At 62.4% G+C, this 12,604-nt stretch carries 12 protein-coding genes; 5 read left to right on the top strand and 7 right to left on the bottom strand.

Features of this window, described 5'->3' with window-relative positions; translation table 11 throughout:
- Positions 1 to 136: 136 nt before the first annotated feature.
- Positions 137 to 1,597, top strand: coding sequence for an NADP-dependent succinate-semialdehyde dehydrogenase (gene gabD, locus V7747_RS06255; RefSeq protein WP_335615191.1), 1,461 nt, complete (start codon positions 137 to 139; stop codon positions 1,595 to 1,597).
- Positions 1,598 to 1,655: 58 nt separating this feature from the next.
- The gene (gene gabT, locus V7747_RS06250; RefSeq protein ID WP_335615190.1) at positions 1,656 to 2,930 is read left to right on the top strand and encodes a 4-aminobutyrate--2-oxoglutarate transaminase; all 1,275 of its coding nucleotides are present in this window, start codon (positions 1,656 to 1,658) and stop codon (positions 2,928 to 2,930) included.
- A 24-nt stretch (positions 2,931 to 2,954) separates the two neighbouring features.
- Here gabT and V7747_RS06245 read toward each other — a convergent pair whose 3' ends face one another.
- Positions 2,955 to 4,388 (bottom strand): phospholipase D-like domain-containing protein, encoded by a 1,434-nt coding sequence (locus V7747_RS06245; RefSeq protein ID WP_335615189.1) that lies wholly within the window; start codon positions 4,386 to 4,388, stop codon positions 2,955 to 2,957.
- 103 nt (positions 4,389 to 4,491) lie between these two features.
- Complete coding sequence (locus V7747_RS06240) at positions 4,492 to 4,857, bottom strand: DUF805 domain-containing protein (RefSeq protein WP_335615188.1); 366 nt, start codon at positions 4,855 to 4,857, stop codon at positions 4,492 to 4,494.
- A 221-nt stretch (positions 4,858 to 5,078) separates the two neighbouring features.
- On the opposite strand from V7747_RS06240, the gene V7747_RS06235 reads away from it, so the two are divergent.
- The 3 genes from V7747_RS06235 to V7747_RS06225 are packed head-to-tail and all read left to right on the top strand — an operon-like array spanning position 5,079 to position 8,223.
- On the top strand, positions 5,079 to 7,658 hold the full coding sequence (locus V7747_RS06235) for a YdbH domain-containing protein (RefSeq protein ID WP_335615187.1): 2,580 nt from the start codon (positions 5,079 to 5,081) through the stop codon (positions 7,656 to 7,658).
- A 2-nt stretch (positions 7,659 to 7,660) separates the two neighbouring features.
- Complete coding sequence (locus tag V7747_RS06230; protein WP_335615186.1) at positions 7,661 to 7,852, top strand: YnbE family lipoprotein; 192 nt, start codon at positions 7,661 to 7,663, stop codon at positions 7,850 to 7,852.
- 56 nt (positions 7,853 to 7,908) lie between these two features.
- Entirely contained in the window at positions 7,909 to 8,223 is a 315-nt protein-coding gene (locus tag V7747_RS06225; RefSeq protein WP_442909187.1) for a YdbL family protein, read from the top strand.
- On the opposite strand, the gene V7747_RS06220 is transcribed toward V7747_RS06225, so the two are convergent.
- The 5 genes from V7747_RS06220 to V7747_RS06200 all read right to left on the bottom strand — a co-directional run bounded on the left by V7747_RS06220 (position 8,198) and on the right by V7747_RS06200 (position 12,469).
- The gene (locus V7747_RS06220) at positions 8,198 to 8,872 is read right to left on the bottom strand and encodes a DUF3047 domain-containing protein (protein WP_335615184.1); all 675 of its coding nucleotides are present in this window, start codon (positions 8,870 to 8,872) and stop codon (positions 8,198 to 8,200) included. The two genes, V7747_RS06225 and V7747_RS06220, sit on opposite strands and share 26 nt — an antisense overlap.
- The gene (locus V7747_RS06215; RefSeq protein WP_335615183.1) at positions 8,862 to 9,074 is read right to left on the bottom strand and encodes a hypothetical protein; all 213 of its coding nucleotides are present in this window, start codon (positions 9,072 to 9,074) and stop codon (positions 8,862 to 8,864) included. Before V7747_RS06215 ends, V7747_RS06220 begins: the two co-directional genes overlap by 11 nt.
- Positions 9,075 to 9,136: 62 nt before the next feature.
- Positions 9,137 to 10,126: a lipase secretion chaperone gene (locus V7747_RS06210; RefSeq protein WP_335615182.1), complete on the bottom strand. Its 990-nt coding sequence runs from the start codon at positions 10,124 to 10,126 to the stop codon at positions 9,137 to 9,139.
- A gap of 65 nt (positions 10,127 to 10,191) precedes the next feature.
- A complete protein-coding gene (locus tag V7747_RS06205; protein WP_335615181.1) occupies positions 10,192 to 11,139 on the bottom strand; it encodes a triacylglycerol lipase in 948 nt (315 codons plus the stop codon).
- A 262-nt stretch (positions 11,140 to 11,401) separates the two neighbouring features.
- On the bottom strand, positions 11,402 to 12,469 hold the full coding sequence (locus V7747_RS06200; RefSeq protein ID WP_335615180.1) for a transporter substrate-binding domain-containing protein: 1,068 nt from the start codon (positions 12,467 to 12,469) through the stop codon (positions 11,402 to 11,404).
- Positions 12,470 to 12,604 lie beyond the last annotated feature (135 nt).

Genomic DNA, 12,604 nt, shown 5'->3' with positions numbered 1-12,604 from the left:
ATTTCCTAGCCAAGGTTTTTCTCGTTCGGGGTATTGCCTGAATGCGGCGCTGCGCATAGCATGTTTGAAATTTCAAACGCTGCTGTTGTAAATGCGTTACGCCCGCTTTGGTTTTGCCTTCATGAGGACTCGCTAGATGGAACTGCATTGCCCCGAACTTTTTCGCCAACAAGCCTTTGTTGACGGCCACTGGTGCGAGGCCGACAGCGGCGCGCGTACCGAAATATTCAATCCGGCCAATGGCGAGCGACTGGGCAGCGTGCCCAACATGGGCGCAGCGGAAACCCGCCGTGCCATCGAGGCTGCTCAACAGGCGCAGCAGGCCTGGCGTCAGCGTACCGCCAAGGAGCGTGGCCAGGTGCTGCGCAAGTGGTTCGAGCTGATGCTGCAGCACCAGGAAGACCTGGCGCGCATCATGACCGCCGAGCAGGGCAAGCCGCTGGCCGAGGCCCGTGGTGAAGTCGGCTACGCCGCCTCCTTTCTGGAGTGGTTTGCCGAAGAGGCCAAGCGGGTCTATGGCGATGTGATCCCCGGCCACCAGAGCGACAAGCGCATTCTGGTACAGAAGGAACCGGTGGGCGTTACTGCGGCAATCACGCCGTGGAACTTCCCGGCTGCCATGATCACTCGTAAGGCTGGCCCCGCCTTGGCCGCTGGCTGCGCCATGGTGCTCAAGCCGGCCCCGCAAACCCCTTTTTCCGCGTTGGCACTGGCGCTTCTGGCCGAGCAGGCTGGCCTGCCTGCGGGTCTGTTCAGCGTGATTACCGCTGACGTGGATGCCTCGCGTGCTGTCGGCGGCGAGCTGTGCAGCAATCCCATCGTGCGCAAGCTGTCCTTCACCGGTTCGACCGGCGTAGGCATCAAGCTGATGGAGCAGTGCGCGCCCAGCCTGAAGAAGCTGTCGCTGGAGCTGGGCGGTAATGCGCCCTTTATCGTGTTCGATGATGCCGATCTGGACGCGGCGGTGGAAGGCGCGATGATCTCCAAGTACCGCAACGCAGGCCAGACCTGCGTCTGCGCCAACCGCATCTACGTGCAGGACTCGGTCTACGACGCCTTCGCCGAGAAACTCGCGGCAGCCGTGAGTCAACTGAAAGTGGGCGACGGCACCGCAGCCGGCGTGACCACCGGCCCGCTGATCGACGGCAATGCGGTAGCCAAGGTGCAGCGCCATCTGGCCGATGCCACTGCCAAGGGGGCCCAGGTATTGGCCGGCGGCAAGGCGCACGCGCTGGGTGGCAATTTCTTTGAGCCGACCATTCTGACCAACGTCGACAGCAGCATGCTGGTGGCGCGCGAAGAAACCTTTGGCCCGCTGGCGCCACTGTTCCGCTTCAGTGACGAGGCCGATGTGGTGCGCCAGGCCAACGATACCGAATTTGGCCTGGCCGCCTATTTCTATGCCCGCGACCTGAGCCGGGTATTCCGCGTGGCCGAGCGCCTGGAGTACGGCATGGTCGGCATCAACACCGGCCTGATCTCCACCGAAGTAGCACCCTTTGGGGGCATGAAGGCCTCTGGTCTGGGCCGTGAAGGCTCCAAGTACGGCATTGAAGAGTACGTTGAAATCAAATACCTCTGTCTGGGCGGCATCTGACCGCCCTGATGGCGTGACTTCCGGAGCTGTGCTCCCCTTTATCAAGCGCGAGGCGGTTATGAGCAAGAGTAATGAGTCCCTGATGCAGCGGCGCAATGCGGCAGTCGCGCGCGGCGTCAGCCAGATCCACCCCTTGGTGGTGCAGCGTGCTGAAAACGCGACCGTCTGGGATGTCGAGGGGCACCAGTACATCGACTTTGCCGGCGGCATTGCCGTGCTCAACACTGGCCACCGCCACCCCAAGATCATGGATGCGGTAAAGCGCCAGATGGAGCAGTTCACCCACACCTGTTTTCAGGTGCTGGCCTACGAGCCTTACATCGAGCTGTGTGAAAAGCTGAACCAGCTAGTGCCGGGTGATTTCGACAAGAAGACCCTGCTGGTTACCACCGGCTCAGAGGCTTTGGAAAACGCGGTCAAGATCGCGCGCGCAGCTACCGGTCGGGCTGGCGTGATTGCCTTCACCGGGGGCTACCACGGGCGCACCATGATGACACTATCGATGACCGGCAAGGTGGCACCCTATTCGGCCGGCATGGGCCTGATGCCAGGTGGCGTGTACCGTGCGCAGTTCCCTTGCCCGCTCCACGGCGTGAGTGACGACGACGCGATCGCCAGCATTGAGCGCATTTTCAAGAACGATGCGCAGCCGCAGGATATCGCCGCCATCGTTATCGAGCCGGTACAGGGCGAGGGCGGTTTTTATGTTGCCAGCCCGGCGTTCATGGCGCGGCTGCGCGAGCTGTGCGATCTGCACGGTATCCTGCTCGTGGCGGATGAGGTGCAGACCGGCGCTGGGCGTACCGGCAGCTTCTTCGCGATGGAACAGATGGGCGTTGCAGCGGATCTGACCACCTTTGCCAAATCCATCGCCGGCGGTTTTCCGGTGGCGGGCGTATGCGGCCGAGCCGAGGTGATGGATGCGATTGCCCCAGGCGGGCTGGGCGGTACCTATGCCGGTAGCCCGCTGGCCTGTGCCGCAGCGCTGGCGGTGCTGGAGGTGTTCGAGGAAGAGAATCTGCTGGCGCGTAGCCGCACCCTGGGTGAGCTGATCGGCGGGCGCCTGCGTGAGGTGGCGGTTAACGATAAGCGCATCGGCGATGTGCGTGGGCTGGGCGCCATGGTGGCCTGCGAGCTGTTCACCGCAGACGGCCGTCCGCACGCGGAGCTCACCGCGCAGGTGGTCGCCAAGGCGCGCGAGAAGGGGCTGATCCTGTTGTCCTGCGGCCAGTACGGCAACGTCATCCGTATTCTGGTGCCGCTGACCGCGACCGACCTGGAAGTGCAGGCCGGTATGGATATTATCGCCGAGTGTTTTGCCGAGCTGGCGTAGTCACTTCTGCTGGCGGCTTGTCTATCAGAAGGTAGACAGGCCGCTGGCTTCCATGAAGCGGTAGAGTCCGTAGCGCCAGTAGCTGTGATCGGCGAAGGCGCTGTAGGGCAGGCTGTGGGTTGCCCCGTCCTGGTTTCCCCAGGCTCGCTCAAACCCTGCACGCATCGCCTGTATCTCGGGATTGTCGGACTGCGTAATCAGGCGCACGCTGGTTTCCATGTTCAGGTCATGCAGGTTGCGGCGGGTGAAATTGGCCGAGCCGCTGATCACTTCGGTGGTGCCCTGCGTCCGCTCCAGTCTCACCCATTTACGGTGGCACTGCTCACCCTCGGTTGCGCACCAGCGCACCGCGATCCCTTTTTCCTTCAGGTCCCAAGCGGCTTGCCGATTGGGTATGCCGTTCTTTTCGCGGCCAAAGGCGTCGCGGTTTGGATCAAGGATGACGCGCACGGCTACGCCGCGTTGCCGTGCCTCGATCAGTGCCTTCACCACTGGCCGTGAGGCCAGATAAAACATCTCCATATCCAGTTGGTCGCCGGCCTGTGCAGACGCCAACAGGTCAAGCAATGCGCGTTCTATCGCGCCCTCGGTGAGCACCTGAATCTGCGGCATGCTGCCGACGTCGCTGGCTGCCGGCGCGACGGGCCAATCGGTGGGGGTATAGCCCGATAGTTGCGCTGTGGCGCGCTCGGTCTGTAGCAGATCGAGTGCGGCCGCACCGCTGAACACGATGGCGCTGTTGTGGTGCTTGCTGCTGGCGTCGTGCGGGTTGGCGGAGGTGACCAGGCCGCGCCAGTCGTCGCCATAATCGACGACCAGGGTCTTGCGGTGGTTGGCGCGGAAGTTCAGGAGGTGCAGATAGGTGCGCAGAGTCACCTTGCCCTCACCCACCGGGTTGGGCAGCCAGCCACCGTCGGTGCTGTTGCCCAGATAACTGCAGCACAGGCGCCAGATGCTGGTCCAGGTCGGGTTGGAGGCGGGTAGTTGATCAATGTCGGTAAGTACCACCGCGACGCCCGCGGCGCGTAACTGTTCCAGCTCGGGCGCCTTAACGCCGCCGTACAGGGTATTGAAAGGGTCGGTAATCATCACCACCGGCATTGCCGGGTGGCGCTGCTTGGCGTTGATCAGCGCCTGGGTCAGCTGCTGCGAGAGCGGCCGGTAGCTGTCCTTGCCGGCAAAGCGGTTGAACAGGAACATGTCGACCACCACCAGTTTCTCTGCCTGATCGATCAGTGCAAAGGCGGCGTCGAATATCGCTTGCTCTATCTGCTCCTCGCCCTGTGCAGTCTGGTAGGTCTGGTCCGTCAATATGCGCAGTTGTTCGGCAGGGCGCAGCGGCGCGTGGACGGACAGCCCATCTGGCATGCTTTGGCAGGAACTGAGTACGCCACTGACGACGAGGGCGAGTAGCAAGGCTAAAAAGGTGTGGCGGAAGGCGGAGCGGGGACGGGGCATGAGGTTCATCGGTGGCAGCGGTAGAGAGCACCAGCCTGACGCCTGAGCTGATGCAAGGCAAGTGGGTCAGGGAGGGGCATGCAGCGGCATGCCCCTTGCCGGGTCAGGCCGCGACCGGACTGCTGACGTCGGCCTTGGGGTTGGCGCCATAGGCATTGGCCTGCGCTTCCCCTTCGATGCACATGAAGATCAGGAAGATGATGGAGCCTACCACCGGCACCAGCGAAATCAGTACCCACCAGCCGCTGCGACCGGTGTCATGGAAGCGCCGCACGGCGACCGCGAGTGACGGCAGGAAGGTTGCCAGAACGTAGAGCGGGGCGAGTATCGACATGCCCAACGCATAGTCGACTGCACTGAGTAAGACGATGGCAATGAAATTGAAAAGGACGAAAAACCAGTATTCGCTGCGACGGGCCCTTCCCTGAAAAACAGCATATTTTTTCAGAACATCCAGATACCAATGCATAAGATGCGTATTCCTTGTTGTTTATTGTTATTGGCTCACACAGGGGTGGCGCTTTACGCTCTTCAGCGGGTTTACCGACTCCGCAGCGTGATTCCCTTTCGGTCGTGCAGGCTAGCCTGCAATCCCGCCGCCGATTATAGGTCGCAGACGGACTGGCGGGTCAACCTCGAGAACTCTGCTGCGTGCTAACCTGTGACCTGCTACTGGTTATGAGGGCGAGCATGCGCAAGGCGCTTGGGGTGGTGATTACAGTTCTGGTGCTGGCTTCGCTTGGGCTGGGAGTATCCGTCTGGTGGGCGCAGCGCGCCCTCTCGGCAGCGGGTGTGCAGCAGCTGGAGTGGCAGGGCGTGGGCTGGCAGCAGGGCGGCCTGGAATTGGCTGGCCTATCTTTTGTCCTGCCCAGCGGATCAGTCGCACTGGAGCAGCTGCGACTGGTGCCGGGTTGGCGTGATGGGCCGCGTTTGCGCGTGCTTGAGGTAGGGCATGCAGTGCTGCGCCTTGATGCGACCGAGAGGGAAAGCGAAGACGCGGGTATGCAGGCCGCGAGCCTGACCGCACCGGAGCTGTGGCAAAACATAGTGGACTGGCTACCGGATCAGGTCTCGATTGCGCAATTGAGCGCAGCGCTGCCCTGCCGCAGCGGCACCTGCGAACTGGCCGGTTCCCTGCAGGCCAGCCGCACTGCAGCCGATCCTGAGACGGACACGCCGGTTGTGGCGCAGGCTGAACTGGCGTTGCAGGCCGCGCAGCAGCGTTTCTTACTGAAACAAACAGTGCAGGCGAACAGCAACCGGCTGAGCTTGCATAGTCAGTTACTGATTGATGATCAGCCAGCCGCCGAATTGTCATCTGACTGGCAAGGCCTTACCCAGTGGCAAGGTCGTCTCTCTGTGCCTGGCTGGCCGGAGACCCGGGGGCTTTATGAATACCTGGGCAGCTGGTTTTCACTGGGTACCCTGCCGGTCGCGAGCTTGCCGCCGGGGGCGCAGCTGTCGCTTGACTGGGATTTGGCTGCCGCGCAGCCGCCGGTGCAGTGGGCGGATTGGCTGGGCGGTGAGGCTGCATTCAATGCGCAGATCGCGCTGCCACAACCCTGGGCCGTTGCGCAGCTGGGTAATCTCGCTGGCGAGCTGCAATTGGCGTTGCGAGGGCAGCAGGGGCGCTGGCAGTTGCTGCAGGGCAACGCCCGGCTGCTGCTGACTGAGCCGCAGCTAGCGGCCTTGGCGGTCTTGCCTGGCGACCTGCAATTGCAGCAGATACAGCTGCAGATCACCCCGGCGGCCAGCACCGCGCTGGGCAAAGGCGATGCCTTGCCGTTTGGCGCCGAGCTGCGCGTACAGGGTGCCAATGGCCTGTCAGGGCGGCTCAAGGGTGATCTGTCGCTGCGCCTGGCGCAAGACTGGGAGTTGCAGTTGGTCGATACCCAGTTGGGGCTGCAATTGGCTAGCTGGCGTGAGCCCGGTATTGTCTTGCGCGATCTGCAACTGACCACCCCGCTGCGCGGCCAGTTGGATAGCCAGGGCGCTACGCTGCAGGCAAGCAAGGGCGGGCAATTGGCTTGGTCGCGCCTGCAGATCGATGCCGCCGAGCTGGCGCTGGGCAGCACCAACCTCAAGCTGCAAGACCTGACTTATCAACAGCAATGGCAGGATGCGGCCAGTTTGCAGGCGGGTAGTCGGCTTGAAGGCACCATCGCTGCCGTTACCCAACCGCAACTGCAGACCCAGCGCTGGACGCTGGGCGGGCGCTGGAGCTACGCCGAAGGCGCTCTGCAATGGGCGGGCAAGCTAGGCAACTCGGCCGACCTGGCGTTGGATACGCGCTTTAGCCTGCCCGCTGCACAGCCTTGGCAAGCGACGGTTAACCTGCCGCCGCTGTTCTTTCGGGCTGGTAACCCGTTGGCGCAGACCCTGGCGAGCTGGCCAGCGCTGCTGAGCCTGTCCAGTGGGCAGCTCCGTGGCGAAGTTCAGGTTACCGGTGGTGATCAGCTTGCGCTGACGGGGGACCTCAACCTTGCGGGCATCAAGGGCATCTATGACCGCAGCGCCTTCAGCGGATTGTCCGCGCCGCTGAAGCTGGGTCTGCGCAACAATGTGCTGCAGCTGGGCAGCAGCGACCTGCAGTTGGACTCTGTGAACCCTGGCCTGGCCATGGGGCCGCTGCGCGCGGCGGCGAGTTATCAGGCATCGCTGGACCAGGTGACGCAAGGGCGCCTGCAACTGGACCGCGCGCAGCTGCAGTTGCTGGGTGGTCAAATCAGCGCCGAACCGGTGACGCTCGACTTTGCTGCTGCCGAACAACGCATGACCCTCGAGTTGAGCGGGCTGGAACTGGACACCCTGTTTGAAGTCTACCCAACAGAGGGGCTGAGCGGTCGTGGCACACTGGATGGCCGCTTGCCGGTGGTGCTGCGTGACGGCGAGCTGATGGTTGATGAGGGCGCCGTGGCGGCTCGCGAGCCGGGCGGTGTGCTGCGCTATCAGTCCGACAAGCTACAGCGTCTGGCGCAGAGCAACAGCGGTATGCGCGAACTGGCCGGGGCGCTGGAGAACTTTCACTATACTGTGCTCAGCAGCCAGGTGAATTACGCCGAAGACGGTACGCTGCAGCTGGGTTTGCGCTTGCAGGGCAATAACCCGAATTTTCAGCAGGGGCGGCAGGTCAATCTCAACGTGAACCTGCAGGAGAACATTCCGGCCCTGTTGACCAGTCTGCAGCTAAGCAGTCAGGTCAGCGACATCATTCAGCAACGGGTACAGCAGCGCCTGCTTGAGCAGCGCCTGCAGCCCAACAAGGAGTAGCTATGCACTGGCGAGGGTTGTTGATGGGAGCGGCGGGTCTGTTGCTGGTGGCCTGTGCCGGCCCGACGGTGCAGCTGGCAGCGCCGAGTGAGCCGATCAATATCAACCTGAATGTGAAGATCGAGCACGAGATCTACATCAAGGTGGATAAGCAATTGGATGAAATCTTCAATGAATCCAGCGGGCTGTTCTGAGCGCGCGTGCAACAGGGATAATCGCAATGGGCAAGAAAACAGTTTTTACCTTCTGCATGTTGTTGCTGCTGGGCAGCGGTGCGGCTTGGGCGTTGAGTCTGAACGAGGCGATGAGTGCGCTGCCGGCCGCCAAGGAAGCGGGCCAGCTCGGCGAGCAACCCGATGGCTATCTGGGTGTGATCAAGGCCTCGGGTAACGCCAGCGAGGTAGCACAGCAGATCAACGCCGCGCGCAAAGAAGAGTACCAGCGGGTGGCGCGTGACAATGGTATCGCGCTCAAGGATGTCGAGACCATTGCCGGGCAGAAGGCGATCGATCGCACGCCTGCCGGGCAGTACATCAAGGTCAACGGCGGCTGGGTGAAGAAGTAGCTGCGGAAGTAGCTGGCAGCCACTCGATGGCGCCGTACCAGCCGGTTATCGGTTGGCCGGCGTTATCGCAGTCGGTCATTAACGCAATACCATCAACCTGCTGCAGATCTTCGCCGTGCAGCGTCAAAAAATCTTCCCGCACATTGCGCTGCTCGCTGAGCATGGCCCCGGCTTCGGAGGGTTCGCCACTGCGCAGCGCGAGCATTTGCGCGTTGCTGGTGTAGGCATTGGGCCAGTGTGTGCCGACTGGCTGCGCGCTGGACCAGACGTAATTCACGGCCAATGTGCGCCAAGGTAGCAGGCCGCCATCTTTGACCACGTAAACCCGTACCGGGTAGTCGTCCCCCTCTTTGCTGGTTTCGTCGATCCCCCTGAACACCCCGCTGACGGCCCACGACCAACTGAGAATGGGCGTTTGGGTCAGGTCTACCTTTTGCTCGATATAGCGCGCGCTGGCCTGGCCGGGCTGGCAGTTGGCTTGTAGACGGGTGCCTTTGGCACTGGGTTCAAGCTGGTAGTGGGTGTGTTCGGCGAAGTCCCTGACTTGCCAGTTGAGCAGCGCTTCCGGGCTATAGCGTGGCGCTGCCTGACTGCTCACTGAAAGCAGTGCGGCGCAGCACAGGACTGCGCGCAGGGTGTCAGTCGTCATCGCTTGCGGGGGCGTCGTCAGCTTGCTCGGCTTTGGCTTGTTGCTCGGCCTGATAGCGTTGCCAGTCCTCCCAGTCGTGGGGAGTACCGGCATGCGGGCGGCTGGGGTGGAGTGCTCGCTCCAGTGCCTGCCCGCGCAGGCTCGAGTCCTTGTCGTCGTCCTGATCCAGTCCGTGCTTCTTGAGAAATTCATCGGCGCGCATGGCTGCCTCCTCGTTCACGCTGGGGGTGAACTGACAGTATGGCAGTGCGCAGGGTATCCGGGTCAAGGGCGGGTTTGGCTGGCCAAGCGTAGTTGTTCGTTGGGGGCAAAGCGCGCCTGCAGTAAAGCGTCAACTGCAGCCTTTTTGTCCTGCTCGGCGAGGCCGGGTTGCTGCAGTATGGCAGCGCGCTCGCGGCTGAAGTCGCTGACTCGGGCCTGCCACTCGGCGCGTTGCTGATCCAGCGCTTCCAGCCGCGCGGTCGCCTCGGGGCCGACCAGGCCGAGACGCAGGTCGCGAATCTCGTTGGCGCTGGCGTTTTGCTCTGTCAGTAACCGGGTTTGCTGGCGCAGATCCTGATGTAGTTGCGGCACCAGCAACTGCTGTAACGCCTCCGGCAGGTTCTCGCGCAGTGCCTCGATCTCGGCCGCGCGTTCTGCGGGGTTCAGGCCCGGGTTGCGGTTGATGGCCAGGCGCTCAAGGGTAAAGCGGTTGTAGACCTCTTCGCCAGCGAAGAAGGCTGCATGCACTGCCGGGTCGAACAGGCTGGCGCGCAGGCGCTGTACAGCCTCCTCGCGGGCCCAGAGAGCGTCCAGGTCGTCGAGTACCGGAAAGTCCTGTTCCAGTTCGGTGACTGCCTGTAGGTAGCTCAGGTAGTGCTCGAAGATAGTCAGTGCCTGCGCTCTGGCTGGCTCTTGTAACTGCTGGCTGAGGTATTGGCGTACGCGTTCCTGCGCCTGCTCTGGGGGTTCCTCGCCGTTGGCGCTCAGATAGTAATCGAACAAGTGGCGCAACTGATCATTGATCAACAGGTTACCGTCGGCGTCCACCTGCAGGCGGCCGTCGACGTCGGTGCCGCGCAGTGAGGCCGGTAGCGGTTGCGTAGCTGTGCTCGCGGCGGACAGGGCAGTTGCCGGCGGTAGCGTTGCCGAGCGCGCCTGGTCAGTAATGCCGGTCAGCGCCGGTGCGCTGGCCGCAGGTTTCGATTCGGGCATTAATTGCCAGCCCAGTAGCAGGGCGCCGGCAACCAGTGGCAGGTAGACGAGGTATTTCATAGTCGACTCGAGCGAGTAAGTAGGCGGGGCGTGCGGCCAGCCTAGGGCTGACCGCACCTGCCCTGTTACAGACCGGCGTTTTTCAGGCGGTTGGCCTGTTGCCGATAGACCGTGACCGGATCGGTTTCGAATAGGCTGGTCAGGCCGAGGAACTGATTAACCTCATCCAAATGGTTCATGCGGTAGTTGTCGCGAATCACCATGCCCAAATGCGAGCTGCAGCGGCCAACCAGGCCGTCATTGGCTTCGCCATTGAAGGTCAGTGAGGCCGCGCCGGTCAGCAGATCGGAAACATCCAGCACATTGGTCAGCGGGCTGGTACCGCTCCAGGAGTAGTACCGCACGCCGTTGACCTTGTAGGCGCCTTCACCGCAGGCGCTGGTCGGCAGGCCCTCAGGGAAGCGCGCATTGAACACGGCCGCGCCTGCGGAGTTGAGTGATTCCAGCGAGCCCAGCGCGTTCTGCGGGGTCATCGAGCTGCTGCCGGACACCAGGTTGATAAAGGCCCCCATGGCGTTGACCAGACCGGCCAGTACAGTCTCACCGGCCGAGCCCTCGGGGATCTGGCGCAGGAAGTCGGCAGTAGCCGAGCCTTTGTGCGGCGCGCCAACGCTGGTGACCGAGGCGACCAGATCAGGGCGTACCGAGGCGACGTAGCGTACGGTTGGGCCACCATGGCTGTGGCCAATCAGGTTGACCTTCTGTTTGCCACTGATGGCGACGATCTCCTCGACCTGCTCGAGCAGTTGCTCGCCGCGGGCTTCGGAGGTGTCCAGCTGGCTCACTTCGGTGATATAGACGGTGGCGCCATCCTTGCGCAGTGCGGCGGGGATGCCATACCAGTAATCGATCCCGAGCAGGCTGTCGAAGCCGAGCATGCCGTGGGTGAGAACAATCGGGTACTTGGTCTGGGTGTACTGCGACGAGCTGAACCAGAAGGCCTGGGCTTGCGTACTGACACCCAGCGCGGCAACCAGGCCGCAGGCCACACTCAGTCGAGTCTTTTTCGACATGACGAAACTCCTTGTGCTTGTTTTTGTTTGTATCGTCTTGAGACAGTCAGGTCTTTGCCTGAGGTGACTGAGAATAGTCAGCGGTGAGACGCTTATGAAGGGTAGGGAGCAGACTTTGTGACGTAGTTGCAGGGTGCGGTTTGTGACCGGCGGGTCATTGGCTCTGGCCTGCGGTCATTCACCGGGATAATCCGATGAACTGCAGTTCATTTCTTTCTGTTTTGCGTTCAGGCCGGTCGCAGACTGACGCCCGGCCTGCTCTTTAGTCGGTTTCTTCCAGGTAGGCCGCTTGAATTGCGCGCCATTCTTCGGATTCCGTGATGCGCAAAATCTCTTCACTGATGGGCTCGCGCAGCTTGCTGCCAGCGGGCAACGCCAAGGCATACAATTGCTGCTCAAACACGGCGGGTACTAGGTCCAGGCGCTGCTCGCCCAGTTGCTGGTTGCGAAATTGCAATAGCGGGCGGTCGTACACCACGGCGTCGGTCTTGCCGTCGAGTACCGATTGCATGGCGTCGGTGAGGCTGGGGTAGTCGCGGTGCACCACGTGATTTTCTTCAAGATAGCGCGCGCTGGCGGTATCGGGGATGGTGGCAACGGTGCTGCCCGGCAGGTCCTGGGGGCCGCCGATCTGGTATTGCAGATTGCTGACGGTCAGTGACGAGGTGATGGCGGCGGTAAAGCTCGCCACCATGATCAAGCCGGCAAACATCCAGATCAGCGCGACCAGCCGACCGGCCAGGGTGACCGGCGCTTTGTCGCCATAGCCTACGGTGGTCATGGTCACGGCAGCCCACCAGAAGCTGGCGCCAATACCCTCACTGGCCTTGCCGCCGAACTGCTCGGGGTTGGCGCGCCGTTCGCAGACCCAAAGCACCACGCCAACCGCAAATAGCAGCAGGCCCAGCGCTACGATGACACTGAGAAACTCCCAGCTGAACAGCGCCTTGAGGCTTTGCAGTATGCCGTGCTTGGGGGTGTGCGGCACGCCGATGGACAACCCGGTCTGGTAGAAGGGGTGACTGAAATCGAACGCGGCCTCACGATCGGCGGTCATGGTCAGGGCGCCCACGGCGACGTCGATCTTGCCGCTTTCGACCTGACTGAGCAGCTCGGAAAACGACAGCGGCACCCACTCGTACTCCAGTTGCTGCTCCCGTGCGACGGCGCGCCACAGGTCGATGCTGATGCCTTCCCATTCGCCCTGCTCGGTTTTGATCACGAAGGGCGGCACTTCGGTAATGCCGACCTGCAAAGGTTTGGCCTGGGCGAGGCTGGTGCCGGCGCTCAGCACCAGAAACAGGCACAGCTGGATTATTCTTAAAGGCATGCGGCACTCCCTGTGGTTTGCCAACAGCTTAACAAAGCTGGCCGGTACTGACAGGTTTGCGGCGCCGGAGGACGCTACCGGCTGCGCATTCGCGGGGGCAATCTGGTACTCTCGCGGCAGGCCGTTGCACTGGCG

Origin of the sequence: Halopseudomonas sp., assembly GCF_036960865.1 — a bacterium.
Lineage (GTDB): Bacteria > Pseudomonadota > Gammaproteobacteria > Pseudomonadales > Pseudomonadaceae > Halopseudomonas.
This window is presented reverse-complemented; position numbering and strand designations above follow the sequence as displayed.